Below are 15,305 nucleotides of genomic sequence, written 5' to 3' on the forward strand. Positions count from 1 at the left end.
TTTCCAGCGGCATACCCTGCTATCGCTCCAGCGACACCCGCGCCAACAGCAACAGCGATTCCACAAACAACAGAGGCCACACAGGCTGTCGCTAAGGTTCCAACAGCAACCGTGACAACCACAGCTGTTGCGACATTAGCGATCGTTCCGGCGTTGTCATGGACCCAGTTACCAACGTTATTGGCTACTTGGCTGACACCACCCCACACATCGCCCCACCAATCCAATCCCGAAGGATCGGAGAAGTTAATCGGATCATAAGCGGAGTAACCGTACGGTGTGAAGCCAGAAGGACGGTCCGTATGCAGGACGGGGTCTGGGCTGGTGAAAATGCCCAGTACCGGATCCAGCTCACGCGCACCCAGGTGAGTCAGAGCCGATCCGGTGTCAGCCAGGCCACCGATGTACCCATTGACCGCACCAAAACCGCCCTGACTGGCTGCGTTAGAACCAACACCCAGCACTCCACCCGGCGCGGCAGTGAACCCACCATTACCGGCAGCCACCTGACTACTACCCCGAGCCAAGCCAAAGGGATCAGTGAACCTCGTCACCGTACTAATCGGACCAGTACCCACGGTGGGACTCACCAACGTCTGAGCAGTATTCGTACTGTCACCAATAATGAACACCAGCTTAGACACCCCACCCACGAGAGTCCGCTGAGCCACCGTCTTACCAGCAAAACTATAAGACTTCGTCGCCGTCAACACCCCACCGGTTGTCGCGTGAGCAGTAATACCCGCGACCATCGCCGTCGTCCCACTACCATCGACAATGCCGACCAGATTCCCGTCACCGTCGTAAAAACGCGAACCATCCTGAGCACCAGCATCCGCAGCCCCAGGAGGCGTACCACCAGAACTATCCGGGTTCGGATTCAACGGCAAACCACTCGCACCACTCGTGCTCGCGAGCTTCCCATCCAGGGTGTAGTCCAGTTTCTGACCGACCCGGTCAGTCATCCGGCCCGCAGCGTCCCAACTAAACGACGCCGTCTGCTCCCCCGCAGCACTACTACCCTTCACACTCTGCACCTGATGAGGCCCACCACCATGACCAGCAGTACTACCCGCAGCCGGATAGTTATAATCCTCAGTCACCGCCAAAGCACCAGAAGCATCAAACAACTTCACCTGAGAACGATCACCGGAGAGGTTATACGAGTAGACCTGTGCATACGGGGCAACCCCGCCCAAACCAGCAACACTCGAACTTCCCGTTGAGGGGGCGTTATCACACTGCTTCGATGTCGGCGTCCAGACAGCGCCAAGATGCCCTGCATAGTCATAGCTGTAGCACTGGAAATCATTAGGGTTACCCGGACGTGCCGCGAAAGCATTCTCCCGAGCCGTGATCTTCCCCGACTCATCATAGCTATACGACGTCTTCCCCAAATCACTGATCACACCTCGAACCGTGTTCTTCGACCATTGCGATTCCAAACGACCAGTGGTCGCATCCCAATTGAAGAACGTCTCAGTCGCCCCGGTAGTATCCGGGCCATTGGAAGCAGCTTTAGTATCCAGCTGCTGGAAATACTTCAGGAAGCCGTAATGATCGTATTCAGTGAAACCAGCAATCACGTTCAGTCCGGAATCCCTCACCGATGTTGGCTGATCCCATTCGTCATAGCCAAAGCCCACCAGCTCCTCGGCCATGCCACCGATCGCCGGAGACTTCTGCTGCGCGAGTTTCCCAGTCGTGGTATAGGAGCTGAGAGTTTTGTAACTACCAGCGAAAGTTCCCAAGGCACCCGGCAACTCAGTAGTCACAGTTTTGGCTTGATATGCAGCATTGTAGTTCGAGTAACTCGTCTTGACCGCTTGGTCAAAACCAGCACCGTTGAATCGGGTCGTTGAAGTGGGTTGCCCCTTCTTTTCCCCGTCGTAGGTTTTAGCCAGCAGGGTTTTCACTTCCCCGTCTGACGCGGCGATCTTCACCGCCGTCACCCGATCCAGAGCATCGTAGTCATAACTGGTGGCAGTGCCGAGCGCGTTAGTGGTCGAAGCAGTCCTGCCCGCATTATCGAAGCTCGTTGTGCTTGTTCCCGTGTCCGGGTCCTTCGCTTTGACCTGACGCCCCAGCGGATCATATTCCCAAGACCACTGATTGCCTGCAGCGTCCTTCATTCCGGTCATCTGCTTGAACTGATCAAAGGTATAGCTAGTGGTATCCGGAGTGCCTGTGGGAGTTGTCCCATGATAAAGCAACTGCTTGATCACCGAGCCGTTAATATCTTTGACCGTACTTTGCGCGGACTGGCTGTTCCCAGGCCCGGTAACGGTCAGAGTGTCCACACCGGAATAGCTGGCCTGGGTTGACCACAAGATCTGATTGTCCCACTTTAGAGAAGTGATCTTGGCCGGCCTACCCGCCCCGTCATAGCTGTACTCAAGCGAAGACGGCACCGCAGCCGTAGGAACCTTCAACGTACCGTCAGGTTCAGAGGTGTAGTAGTACTTATTACGCACCAGTCGTTGCGATCCGAGCGAGTTGTACATCGCATCCGTGGCAATCGTGCCACCACCGGGCGACTGATCCTGGGCCTGCCGCAACCTGCCCAAACCATCGTAAATCTTATAAGAGACAATCTTCATCGAAGTGACCTTGGTCGTCTTGACCCACGACGGTGCGCTCTGGCTGATGCTATAGCTGGTGGCCACCGTTGGATCCGGGTTATTAGCGATGGGGCGCAGCGGATCCCACATCGCGGTAGGACGCCCTGACGCGTCATAGCGGTAAGTGGAAGCATTCTTATTGGGATCGGTTTCACTGAGTTTCTGGCCGCGCACCGGGTCCAGAACGGTGGTCTGAGTCCAGCCCAGCGTGTTGGTAGCAGTCACGCTGGTGGGAAGACCAGTTGCCGGCGAATAACTCGTCGTCTCCGTCCGAGTAGTTCCAGTGCTGTTATCTGTTGACGACGTCGGACGGCCCAACGCATCGTATCCTGCGGTATCGCCCAAATCCCAAGCCGTGGCTGCTTGACCACTCACACTCTTGGCCTGATCAGAGCGCTTTGCCTCACCCAAGCTAGGCGTGACGTAGCCGGCGCTGCCGGGAATCGCTGAGGTCGAGCCATCATAGAGGGTGCGAGCGGACTTCAGCAGATTCCCAGCACCTGCTCCGTTGGAGCATTCCCCCGTGAAGGTTGAGGCAACCGCACTAAGACTGAGGATGTTCTTCGCGATATTGTCCGCGAAGCCTTCAACAGAACATGTCTCATCTCCGCTGACCGCGGTGTTCCCTGTCGAGGAAGCAGCAATCAGCCGTCCGTAAGAATCAAAAGTATTAGTCGTTTTAGACTCGAGCCAGCCGCTGCCGCCCTGGCCCGAAAGAGATTTAGTCAAGGTAGTACCAGTACCAACGTGACGCGCCTGTGCGCTATTCGTTGCTGCCGTGCCAGTCGCTGTAGGTGCTGAGGCCCATGGAAAACTGATGCTGCTCGATAACATGGTTGACGTTCCACCGATATAGTTCTGGGTCTCCACCCCCATTCCGGCTAACCAGGGCGAGTCATCGATGGCCGTGCCGTTAGAAACGGTGACTTTAACGTCCTTCAACCCGCCACCGGTATCAGCAGGGGTGCCATCAAGACCACGCAAATACGTCGTCACAGTGTAGGGATTTTTCCCATCAAGCTCGTTGCCAGTGGTTACTTTGACCTGCCCGTACCCGGCGAAGACTGACCAGGTCAGTTGCGAACTCCCCGCGCCCGCAACATACTTCGGGCCAGCGTACTTATACGCAGGAGACCCTAAGTACTGATACTTCGTGACCAGCTGCGTCGAGCCGTCTCCGCCCGGACCAGGCCCCGTCGAAACACTAGCCACCGGGTAAATATGGAAGTAGTCCATTCGAGGTGGTTGGGCGATCGGCGTGGTCGGCGCCCACCACTGAGGGAAACACCGCTTGGTATTCGACTGCGGACTAGGCGGCAGATTCGATGCTGTGCATTCAGCCGCTGTATAGGTCACAGCGATCGACGCACCCGTCACGGTCTTAATAGCTGAGATCCGGTAGCGATCCAACGGTGCCAGACCATCGACCACCCACACCCGATTCTGCAGCGACTGACCCGAAAACACTGTCGCAGGATCAGAAATAGTCCCGACCGTTCCGGCTTTAGGGTCCACGCCTTGATGATCAACAGAACCCAGCCACAATGCTGGCTTCGTACCATCCCCCGGATCAGGAAAGGAATGCTTCAGATTCCAGGTATCAGCGCCAACATAAGCGCCTGCCACCAGGGTCTCTGCACGCACTTTGAGCAGCCGTTGATCGGAATAAAACGTCGGCGAATACGTCGTGCACGTACCCGTCGTAGCGCACGCAAAGCCAGCCGGAATATCACTGCCCTTAGCGCAATCGACCCCAGTGCAACGCCCCGTGTAATCAAAAGCCACATGCAAAGGAGCAGCGTCCAACAACTCACGCCCGGACCGCATCCCATAATCGACCTTGCTCAGCTGCGAAGACCTGACATAAGACTTCAACGCGCCGCTACCGGCCTGCGACTTATAGTTATTCGTCGTCTGTGCGTAATAGAACGCTTCACTATTCCCGTGCAGATCAACGACATAGTCCAGATTCCAGGCATAAGCTTGATTGCACAGAGACGTTGCGAAACTCGCGTTCCAACAAGGCTGAGTATTCTTCGCAGCCCCCACCGGCACAGTATCCGCCGAATTCGTCGTCGGCTTACCGCTGGCCCAGCCCGGCAACTTATTCAGCCCAAAGTAATACTGGGTCCCCGAGGTGTCAGTCAGACGCCAATAACCGCCGTCATACGTCCCGTTTGTCCCCGCCGCGGTCAGATACTCAACCTTGGTATTGTCATCATTTTGCAGCTTATAAACCCCCGTACCAGCGTCCTTGATCACCTGCCCAGAACGACCGCCGAAAGAGATCGAGAAAGACTGCCCTGCAGGTGACCCGCAGAGATCATAAGAGCCAGTGACACCCTGATCCATACACGGAGCAAAAGACTGCCTGATCGTCCCAGCCCCACCAAGCCCCCAACCATCACCCAGCACAGAAGCCTGATTATTCGTCGCCGAAGTCAGACCGTCGACCCGGGAGGAATCATAGGAAAACCCCAAAGACGGGCTGGGGCCAGCAGGTGCCTGCCGCGTCTTCAACGGATACTCCCAAGTAAATCCTCCAGTCTGCCCAGTCTCACCCCACGAACCAGAAGATACCCCAGGCACTGACGAGAAATCACCAGCGCCCTTATCGTTCGCAGGCGCAGGACCCGCCAAAGGACGAAGCCCGCCCATGAAACCGGCCACCCCAACACTCGACGAATCTACCGGACGAGTCACCACAGCAGCATCAGTACCAGTGATGCTAGCCCCGGTACTGGTCTCATAACTCACGGTCTGTAGGTGCTGGAACTGATAACCCCAATCTTTCACGGAGACCGGAGATGTCTCAGGTACAGAATCGGCGCTCCATGGCATATCCGCCATCGGCGGAGAGAACAGGCCAGCTGTACTCGCTATCAGCGCTCCAGCCGTCAGGCCTCCGATGATCCATCGATGCGCCGTAGAAAGATTCTTAGCAAAGCTAAAAGCCAAATTTCTCATTTGAGAACTCCTGTTTGACCATTGAACAAACTCTGGGCATTACCGAACTGAGCAGGGGTGAGAACACCTTGCGTGATAACGGGGTGATACAACTGACCAACGAACTGGTTGAGACCATCCGCTCCTCCGGCGCCCAAGATCGCCGGTTGCGTCGGATCAGAAGCCAAATGATTCGGCGATGTCGTGGCGATCGTCCAAGTACTGGTCAGACCGTCAGTAGTCATCGTCATTCTCAACTGCCGATTCGCGGTGTCATAAACTGCGGAAACGAAGTACCAGCGGTTTGCCAGCAAACTATTCGGATTCTGTACCGATTCCAACCCGGCACCGCGAGCCCCCGTAAAAGTATCTAGCTGGATCATTCCCCCGGTCGAAAGGCGTAAACCCGCTCCAGGAGAATCAGTGGTGGCCTGCTGCGTCATCAAAGAACGAAGAGCAGAGGAATTTGCTTGTGCAGCGCAGAACCAGCCTGAGATGCTGAAGCTCTTCGACGTATCAACCGCCGCACTCACTGTGTCTGCATAATCTCCCGGTGAAGAGAATTGGAAAACCTTGTCCTTTTCCAGAACATCGCTATCCGCAGGCAGGCCTCCCTGGCAGCTCGACGCGACAGGATGCCCCAACTGTGTCTCAACCTCTACTAAACTCGCACCACCGTGGAGAGCGACTGGCAACACCGTCGAAGGCATCGGCGCAACTACACCTACGGTAAAGGTATAAGTAGAAGCAGCACCCTTGATCGTTTGACCCACATTTCCTGCCTGATCGAAAGTCCACGCAGTGATCGTCGTCTCTGTACTCACCGGAGCCACCGTGATCGTCGCTGGAGCGGTTCCAGGACAGACCACCACATACTCTTTTGTTCGTAAACCGCAAGTAAATGACGTCGGGAAAGCCGAGTTCGGCGGACCCGAGGTCACGGAATAGACGTAACCATCCGCCGGATACTTACCAGGGTTAGAAATCTTGAAATCATACTTCGATTCCCCCACAATCCCCCCAGGATTATTATGGTTAGCATCAAAACCCGCAGTAATGGGAGTAACTAACGGCGGGTTCGGGGCCGTGGTATCGACCGTGAAATCAAAAATCATCACCGCTGACGTTAAACCTTGCTGATCCTTGGACTGTGCCTGTATCTGATACTTCCCATCAGCAAGAATCGGTGACGGCTGTGAAACCTTTCCACCACTTCCCGGCACCTGCACACCCGACGGCGAACTGTACACCACTGCATGAGCACTAGTAAAAACACTGAGCCATACTTTGATCGTTCCGCCAGTATCTCCATCCGGATCGCTAGCATCTACATAAAAAATAGGGTTACGGAAACGAGTCACATACGGTGAGGCGCCCGACTTACCTGTCCACGAACCACCCGTGATTCCGCTCATTTTTGGAATATTCGGAGCCCGATCCTTCGTCACAATCAGCTGTGCCGTCGTAGCGAATTTCTTCCACCCATACGAATCCCCCTCATTCGCAGCCCGCAACCCAACCGTCCATTGCGGCGAAGTCTTCAAACCAGCCTTCACCGCAGCCATATCAAAACCCACCGGCTGCGACCCCGGGCACCCCGGCGACCAGCCATGCGCAACATTCGCCGTAGCAACCTTTTGAAGCCAACTGGGCTGAGAGTTCCAATTCGTGCCCGACCCGACACCACCTGTCATCCACGCATCAACAGGCCGCGCGTTACACGAATACGAATAAGTCAAGGAGGTGTTCATCACGGCAGACAGGATCGTTGAACCAACGATAGATGATGTGTTGAATTGATAAAAAGCCCGCGTCACGTGATTCTTACGATCGCCTTTAGGCTCCGCAGCCGATAAATACCCCACATGCATTGTGCCATCAATCGTCAAAGCACCATTCCAATAACTCGACGTCGGATACCCCGAATCCACATAGATGAACCCGTTCCGCTCAACCGTCCAGTCAGGATCCACATACAACGGATACGTGAGTTCCTCAGTACTAAGAATTGACGCCATATCAAAGTGCTGCACCTGCTGACCATTTTCCGTCGAGACGCTCAGGCTGAACGGACGAGGCAAAGCTTTCTCCCCAGCATCTAAAACTGACGCAGAAGGATCCTTCGAATCCCACCACAAACCCTGTGAACTCGACAATTCCACTTGACCGCTGTCAGTACCGGTAGCTTTCAAACCGCCCTGTCCATCGCTAGCAATAGCCGCATTATGCGAATCCAAATAAACCCGCATATCAACCACCCGCGGATCCTTAGCAGCCTCAGGCGTATAAATCTTCAAAACCTGAGACACCCCGGTTTTACCCGCAACCTGCACCAAATCAACACCAGGCAACACCTGCCCATAGGTAGCAATATTTCCCGACACTGTAGGAACCGGCAGCGCACCAAAGGGCCATGATTGCTCAATAGTGTGGCCTTCTTTATCGCTCACCAACGACATATGATCAGTGCCACCATTACCCAACGTAATCTCCGCTGGCACCGCCCTAGGCGCTAAGACCTCTTCACCATTGACCGTCTTCATGATCAAATCAGCAGAAATATCAGTCCAACCATCCTGCGTCCCGGTTTTCATTCGCACTGGCTCGTTATCGAAGGTAGTCGTCAACGTCCCATCAGGATGCGCCACAGTCAGTTCCGTCGCCGTCGTCGACTCACCGGCAACCACATCCGCACCCGTAGTCCTAGCCTGCGCCGAAGCCGCAGCCTCGCTCAGCGGAGCAGCTGGGCCAGGCGGGTTCTCAGCTAAAGCTGGGGTCACCGTCAAAGCTGATAGAAAAAGCGCACCGGCAACCACCGGAACAACAACAGAAGCACGAAGAAGACGCACAAATCCCCCAGGGAAAGAAAACTAGCTTGAGACGGGTGCTCGAAAGACTCTAGAACCCAGCAAAACAGAACGTACAACCCAGTCCCGACATAACGAACCACTAGCTATGAATCCGCACAGGAAACCGAACGAATTAATCATGGCACCAAACTCACCAAGGAAAGAACCGGATCATTGGAAGTTTTATTGGAAGCAGCTGGAAGTTTTCGATCCTCTGAAGGTTCTTGTCTTTAACAGCTTCAGCTGTGCGGTAACTTATTTTTAGCTTTGCACCCACTGTCCACAGCGAGAACTGGCAGTCCAACACTTGTATGAGGAGGTTGACCTTTGAAGACGAATCGTCGATCCAGGTCCCTGATGAGAACCATTCCGGCAGCGCTACTCGCTGTTCCGCTGTTAATCAGCAGCCTAGCGATACCGGCACAAGCAATCACACCGATATCCGCCAACACGACGGCAACCAATGCAATAGCTGCCACCCCCAAAGCAGCTCCTAGCTTTGAGTTGGAAACAGATATTGTCACCAGCAGCTGGTTGGAGAACAACGGTGTCTTGGTCTCCGGCCTTAATTTTCCCGCAAACAAAAATGGCACACTGACCTTCGAAGGCGGTACAGCTATTTCAGTGAGCACTGACAGCGATGGCAGATTCAACCAAGGTGTAGCCGAGCCGGGTGTCGCACCCGGCACTTACCAGTTGACCGCCGTGATCGATGGCGTGCAAGCCAGCACCTCCATCAGAGTGACAGCGGAAGCATCTTTTACTGTTACTCCGGATACCTTGAGCGTCCCTGAACTCGCCTCTACAGGTGTACTCGTGGAGGGATCGAATTTCCCGCCCAACAACTTCATCTCGGCTGATATTGACGGAGTCGGAGCTAGCGGGCTCTTTTCCGATGACGAAGGAAAAATTTCCGGCTACATCACCTCATCACAAGTACCAGCTGGTGTACACCAACTCGTCTTGAGCACGCCGGTTCATAGGATCTCCCTCGCTCAAACTCTCACTATAACTCCAGGGTCACTTCCTGCAGCACCTAAGGTCACGCTGAGTTCCCCATCAATTTCTGCTTCGGAACTATACTTCACTGGGACTCGCATTACTGGCACTGGCTTCCCGGCAAACCGGCCGGTGAATATCATTCTTGACCATGTCGGAGACGATCTGGGAACCGCTCAATCGGATGCTCAGGGAAGGATTTCTTATCTTTTCAAGTATGAGGCTCGCCCTGCAACGACCCCTCTCCCGCTGAATCTCATCTTCGCCAGCGGGGACCTGTCTACATCAGCCACGCTAACCGTGACTCCCAGCTTTGGCGCAACCCTGTCTCCGAAAACCATGTCCGCCGATGCCTTGGCACAACAGGGAACCACAGTCACCGGGACCTATTTCCCGGTCGGGGCGAAGATCACCGTGACTTTCGACGGAAAAGACCCACAGGTCTATACCGTTGATGCTCACCGAAACCTGAGTTTCTTGCTGAAACGCGCAGGTGTTACTCCTGGTACTCACCAAATCGGTCTCACCTGGCTCAAATGGGTACCGTCAAGCGGTGCTGTTGCAGCACCACCCGGAGCTCTCGGAAATGATCATCTGGATCTTGCACTCACGGTCACAGCAAACGCCACAAGCACTCCGAATGCCCTCATCCCAGCCAGCAACACCGAGGAACTTGCTAACTCGGGGAGCAACGCGGCCCCAGCCGGGATCGGTCTACTGCTCATCGCCGCCGGAGCAGCAGCGGTACTGTTCTCCCGACGTCGCAAAGCGCCGCAGGCCTAGTCAACCCCAACGCTAAACCTTCGAGTGTGCAGATCTGCACCTTAAAACACCGTCAAAACATGCAGATCTGCACACTCGATGCAAAGGTCGGCTACACCAGCTGGGTGATCTCCACGGTCACCTTGAGCGCGGAACCGCCGCCTCCGGAGAGAATTCCCTTCAGCGGCGGAACGTCCCGGTAGTCCCGGCCTCGGGCCACCGAGACGTGCAGATCACCGGCCGGCTTGTGGTTGGTCGGATCCCAGGAGCGCCAGGCCCCGTCCCACCACTCCAGCCAGGCATGCGACTGCCCCGAAACGACCTCGCCCATCTCGGCGTCGGCCTTGGGGTGAATATAACCGGAGACATAGCGGGCCGGAATACCCAGGGCGCGCAGAGCGCCGATTCCGACGTGAGCCAGGTCCTGGCAGACTCCCTTACGTTCCAGCCAGGCCTCCTCAGCCGAGGTGTGCACTCCGGTGATGCCTTTGACGTACTCCATCTCGCCGCGCATCCACTCGAAGACGGTGGCTGCTGCCCGGTGCGGGTCGAGTCCGGCGACGGCGTCGCGCACCAAGGCCTCGACTTCTCCCCCGGTGCTGCTCAGCTGGGTCTGCGGCAGCCAGTCGCTGAAGGCATCCGAGACCTTCACTGAACGCAGCTCTCCCCAGTCCAGCACTTCGTCGTCGTTCGCCACCCGCTCGCTTCGATGCACCTCAACGGTGGAGGTCGCCGTCACTTCCAGATGATCGTGGGATGACTGCATATCGAAGGCAGTAACCCGGCTCCCCCAGTAGTCCCGGTAGGTGTTCATCGCGGCATGATTGGGCGAGAGCTTGACCGAGGATTCCAGCACCACCTGATGTGGGTCGGTGACCGGCGTCATCCGGGCCTCGTTATAGGAGAGCGTGACTCGTTTGTTGTAGCTGTACCCCGTGCTGTGCACGATGCGCAATCGGCTCATGAAACCTCTCCCACCCAGGCCAGATCGGCGGCCTGATTAAAGTACTTGCTCGAAATAGCGTCCGAGGCCTGAGCCACTGCGCGCTGCACACGCTCCATATGCTCGGGGAGTTCCAGCAGCAGATCGTCGGTACGGTGGAATTCCAGGAAGGTCCTGGCCTGCCCGACGATCCGCCGTGCGTCGTTGATGAAGCCAACTCGCTGTGCCGAGGGATCAAGCGTCTCCAAGCACTCGTCGGCATCCCGTAAGGCGTAGACGATAGAGCGCGGGAAGAGCCGGTCCAACAGCAAGAACTCGGCCGCGTGCTGATCGTTGAAAGAGACCCGCTGGGTGCGCAGGAACGACTCATAGGCTCCCGCGCTGCGCAGCATATTGACCCAGGAGATCCCACCGGAGAGCACGTCACGAGTGGAGAGCATCCGAGCGGTCATATCGGCACGCTCCAGCGACCGGCCCAGCACCAGGAATTGCCAGGACTCGTCGTGGCTCACCGTAGTATCCGCCAGCCCGCGCACCATGGCAGTGCGTTCCAGCACCCAATTGCAGAACCGGTACGTGCCCACCACATCTTTGCGGTGCTGGTTCAGCCCGTAGTACGTGGTGTTCAGGCTCTCCCAGAGACTCGAGGACACCGTCTCCCGAGCCCGACGGGCATTTTCCCGGGCCGCTCCCAGCGAACCGGCGATCGACGTCGCACTCTGCCGGTCATAGGCGAGCGCGCGCAATAACTCATTGAGCCCGAAGTCCTCGTCCTCGACCTTGGCCCCCATCACCGCGAGCAATTCCTCGGCGACGCTGCGCCGCTCATCGTCCTGCATATGGTTCAGGCGCTCCAGATGCACATCGAGAATTCGGGCCGTGCCGTCAGCGCGCTCGACATAACGACCGATCCAGAACAGCGATTCCGCGATTCTACTGAGCATTCGTTCCTCCTGGGCCTGACAAACGATCGGCTTTACCGGTCAGTCTTCTACTGGTCACTCTGCCGGTCCTGCCAATTCGATTCAATCGGCCAGACAGACACGCGTTCACGAAGCTTGATGGACTCCCTCGGCACTCTCTCGTAGGACTGGGTGTTCGATCCGGCCAGCACCCAGGTATCTTTCGAGCCGCCGCCTTGCGAGGAGTTCACGATCAGCGAGCCCTCCTTGAGTGCGACCCTCGTCAATCCACCGGGCAGCACCCAGATATCGTCCCCATCATTGACCGCGAAAGGCCGCAGATCCACGTGGCGCGGGCCGAATTTATCTCCGGAGAGCGTCGGCACCGTGGAGAGTTGGAGTACCGGCTGGGCGATCCAGCCCCGCGGATCATCCAGGATCCTCCGGCGCAGCGCATCCAATTCCTCGGGCGAGGCATCCGGGCCAATCACCAGGCCCTTGCCCCCGGAACCGTCCACCGGCTTGACCACTAATTCGTCCAGCCGGTCCAGCACTTGCTCCCGCGCTTCGGCCTCTTCCAAGCGGAAGGTGTCCACATTGGCGATAATCGGTTCCTCGCCCAGGTAGTACTTGATCAGGTCGGGAAGATAGCTGTAGACCAGCTTGTCATCGGCGACGCCGTTGCCCACCGCGTTCGCAATGGTCACCCCGCCGGCCCTTGCTGCATTGACCAGCCCGGGACAGCCGATCATTGAATCCGAGCGGAACTGCAGCGGATCAAGGAACTCATCGTCGAGACGTTTATAGATCACATCGACGCGCTCTTCACCGGCGGTGGTGCGCATGTAGACGCGATTGCCGCGGCAGATCAGGTCACGCCCTTCCACCAGCTCGACGCCCATCAGTCCGGCGAGCAGAGTGTGCTCGAAATAAGCACTATTGAACACACCGGGAGTGAGCACCACGACATTGGGATGGTCGACGCCGGCCGGCGCAGTTTTGCGCAACGCGGCCAGTAGCCGGCGAGGGTACTCCTCCACCGGTCGCACCAATTGCTGCCCGAAGGCCTCTGGCAGGCCCTTCGCCATCGCTCGCCGATTCTCCAGTACATAAGAGACCCCGCTGGGTACCCGGACATTGTCCTCAAGCACCCGGAATGTCCCTTGCTGGTCACGGATCACATCGATACCGGAGATATGCACCCGGACTCCGCCCGCCGGGGTGAAGCCCGCGACCTGGCGGTGGAAATGAGCGCTCGTGGTCACCAGTGCGCGCGGTACCACGCCGTCGGACACGACGTTCATCTTGTCGTAGACGTCATTCAGGAAGGCTTCCAGGGTACGCACTCGCTGAGCGACGCCGCGCTCCAGAACATCCCACTCATCCGCCGCGATCACTCGCGGAACCAAGTCGAGAGGGAAGGGTCGTTCCTCGCCCGCGTAGTCGAAAGTCACCCCGCGGTCCAGGAAGGTCCGAGCCATTGAATCGGCGCGAGCCGTGACGTCGGTCAGGTTGAGTTCGTCGAGCGCCTCGGCCACCTGGTGATATGAGGGGCGCGTCTGAAGCTCCGGGGTGAACATCTCGTCATAGGCGCCAGTACGATCGATCGCCGTGTCGTATTCCTTGAAAAGCTCAGACATGGGATTACCTTGCCACCTTTTTCCGCCGAATACACTATGCGACACCAAACCTTATGTATTTGTCGTTGGTTTAGCCGCCGCACCTCATCCGAGAGCGAACTAACGGAACGGCGGGCGGGGAGCCAGCACTCGTGCTGGCTCCCCGCCCGCCGAAGCGCAGCGATCAGGACGCCGGCAGTGCAGCCTCCAGGCCATTCAGCACCGCATTGCAATCATGACGCAGGGTCTCGGCATCCTGTGCCATCACGAAGAACACGCCCAGCCAGTTACGGGAGCCGCCGGAGGGATCGTATTCCGGCACCGAAGTGTCCTCAGGCATCGCGAAAGCTTTGACCTGCTCCACGGAGGTACCCGAGGAAAGCAGCGCAGACCAGTCCACCTCAGCCGAACGCCAACGCGGGGTGCTCTGCCACGGCTCACCGCTGGCATCGGTCGGGATGACCGCGAGCGAAGCAGCAGCCCGCTGCCCTTCGACCAACATGACGTCCGGATACTCGACCGCTTCGCCGAGCAGTTCGCGCACCAACATGGAAATCGGATCGATGCCGTAGACCTCTTCGATCTGCTTGGTCACCATCAGCCCGGCGAACCGTGCACCGGTCTCGATGATCGCGGCCGAGCCGTCCGGGCCGAGCTTGATCTCGGTATGGGTGCCACAGGTATCCAACCCCAGTGCATCGACGGCACGGCGGGAGATCTCTTCAAGATGGCGCTGCACCGGCACCGGCAGAGTGCTCGGCATGGTGCTAGCGACCTCAGTGAAGGGCGGCACTACTGGCAGCTTTCCGGTGATGCACAAGGGGTGGTAGACCCCATTGGCCACAATGCCTTCGATACTGATGTAGTCGCCATATCCTGGCTCCTCGTACCATCCTTCGGTGGATCCGCTCAGGATCTCCTCGACCAGTAAGTCCTGATCGGTATCCGGGGCATACAACTCGTTCATCCCGGCCTCGCTGCCCAACGCGAGGGCTTCCGCCACTTCCTGCCAGGCGGGTGCCACCTCCTCTGCGGTGTTCAGCACCAACTGAGCGACCGAGCCAGCGCCCCAAGCCGGCTTGAGCAAGAGCGGCGGGGTGAGTTCAGCGACTGCAGCGGCCAGATCCTGTTCGGAATCAACACGACGGAATCGTGGAATCGGAACCCCGGCCTCGGCCCAGGCCTCACGCATTAGCCGTTTGTCACGGGCTTTGACCAGGCCGGGACCGGCACCTCTCAGGCCCAGTCGCTCGGCGACTTTCTCCACCAGGAGCACCGCGAATTCGGACATCGTGACAATGGCGTCCGCACCGAGTTCCTTCGCATAGGCCGCCACGGTAGCAACCAGCGCCTCGCCGCGCTCGGCGGTATCCAGCACGGTGATATTGGCGCAGGCCGATTCCCATTCCTCCCTTGCCGCTTCCGGCAGCGGCATCAGCGCGAGCACGTGCAGCTCACCGCAGCTCGCGATACGCGGGAAAACATGCTCCAGCGGGGCCCCACCCTTGACGTACAGGTACAGGATCTTCTTCATTTCTCCCTTTCGTGCTCGCCGCCGCGAGAATCTGTGATGACAGCCACAGCATGAGCAATTGGCAAACATATGTTACCTTCAATCAAACCTCAGTCAGGCCACTACTGCGACGCCAGATGTCAGTCCTTCC

General features: G+C 57.5%; 7 protein-coding genes. 1 reads left to right on the plus strand and 6 read right to left on the minus strand.

The features are described 5' to 3' along the window. Together ABDK06_RS09750 and ABDK06_RS09755 are read right to left on the minus strand one after the other, a co-directional pair. Positions 1–4,973 (minus strand): RHS repeat-associated core domain-containing protein (locus ABDK06_RS09750; protein ID WP_394940835.1); only part of this gene is annotated, 4,973 nt, incomplete at its 3' end. 611 nt (positions 4,974–5,584) lie between these two features. After that, positions 5,585–8,416, minus strand: coding sequence for a LamG-like jellyroll fold domain-containing protein (locus ABDK06_RS09755; protein WP_394940836.1), 2,832 nt, complete (start codon positions 8,414–8,416; stop codon positions 5,585–5,587). Positions 8,417–8,773: 357 nt separating this feature from the next. On the opposite strand from ABDK06_RS09755, the gene ABDK06_RS09760 reads away from it, so the two are divergent. Further along, positions 8,774–10,198 carry a hypothetical protein gene (locus tag ABDK06_RS09760; RefSeq protein ID WP_394940837.1) on the plus strand — a complete coding sequence of 475 codons (1,425 nt, stop codon included), beginning with the start codon at positions 8,774–8,776 and terminating at the stop codon, positions 10,196–10,198. Positions 10,199–10,289: 91 nt separating this feature from the next. Here the strand turns inward: ABDK06_RS09760 and ABDK06_RS09765 are convergent, their stop codons facing one another. From ABDK06_RS09765 to ABDK06_RS09780, 4 genes are all read right to left on the minus strand, one after another. Continuing rightward, positions 10,290–11,141, minus strand: coding sequence for a transglutaminase family protein (locus tag ABDK06_RS09765; RefSeq protein WP_394940838.1), 852 nt, complete (start codon positions 11,139–11,141; stop codon positions 10,290–10,292). Next, on the minus strand, positions 11,138–12,064 hold the full coding sequence (locus ABDK06_RS09770) for an alpha-E domain-containing protein (RefSeq protein ID WP_394940839.1): 927 nt from the start codon (positions 12,062–12,064) through the stop codon (positions 11,138–11,140). Before ABDK06_RS09770 ends, ABDK06_RS09765 begins: the two co-directional genes overlap by 4 nt. Positions 12,065–12,111: 47 nt before the next feature. Then, complete coding sequence (locus ABDK06_RS09775) at positions 12,112–13,662, minus strand: circularly permuted type 2 ATP-grasp protein (RefSeq protein ID WP_394940840.1); 1,551 nt, start codon at positions 13,660–13,662, stop codon at positions 12,112–12,114. 163 nt (positions 13,663–13,825) lie between these two features. Next, positions 13,826–15,175 (minus strand): ATP-grasp domain-containing protein, encoded by a 1,350-nt coding sequence (locus ABDK06_RS09780; RefSeq protein ID WP_394940841.1) that lies wholly within the window; start codon positions 15,173–15,175, stop codon positions 13,826–13,828. Between the last annotated feature and the right edge of the window lie 130 nt (positions 15,176–15,305).

The sequence above is a fragment of the Psychromicrobium ferritrahens genome (genome assembly GCF_043789415.1).
In the GTDB taxonomy this organism is placed as follows: Bacteria; Actinomycetota; Actinomycetes; order Actinomycetales; family Micrococcaceae; genus Renibacterium.

Coding starts and splice junctions, on each gene's coding strand:
- ABDK06_RS09760 (WP_394940837.1), top strand. CDS start 8,774: ATGAGAACCATTCCGGCAGCGCTACTCGCTGTTCCGCTGTTAATCAGC.
- ABDK06_RS09765 (WP_394940838.1), bottom strand. CDS start 11,141: ATGAGCCGATTGCGCATCGTGCACAGCACGGGGTACAGCTACAACAAA.
- ABDK06_RS09770 (WP_394940839.1), bottom strand. CDS start 12,064: ATGCTCAGTAGAATCGCGGAATCGCTGTTCTGGATCGGTCGTTATGTC.
- ABDK06_RS09775 (WP_394940840.1), bottom strand. CDS start 13,662: ATGTCTGAGCTTTTCAAGGAATACGACACGGCGATCGATCGTACTGGC.
- ABDK06_RS09780 (WP_394940841.1), bottom strand. CDS start 15,175: ATGAAGAAGATCCTGTACCTGTACGTCAAGGGTGGGGCCCCGCTGGAG.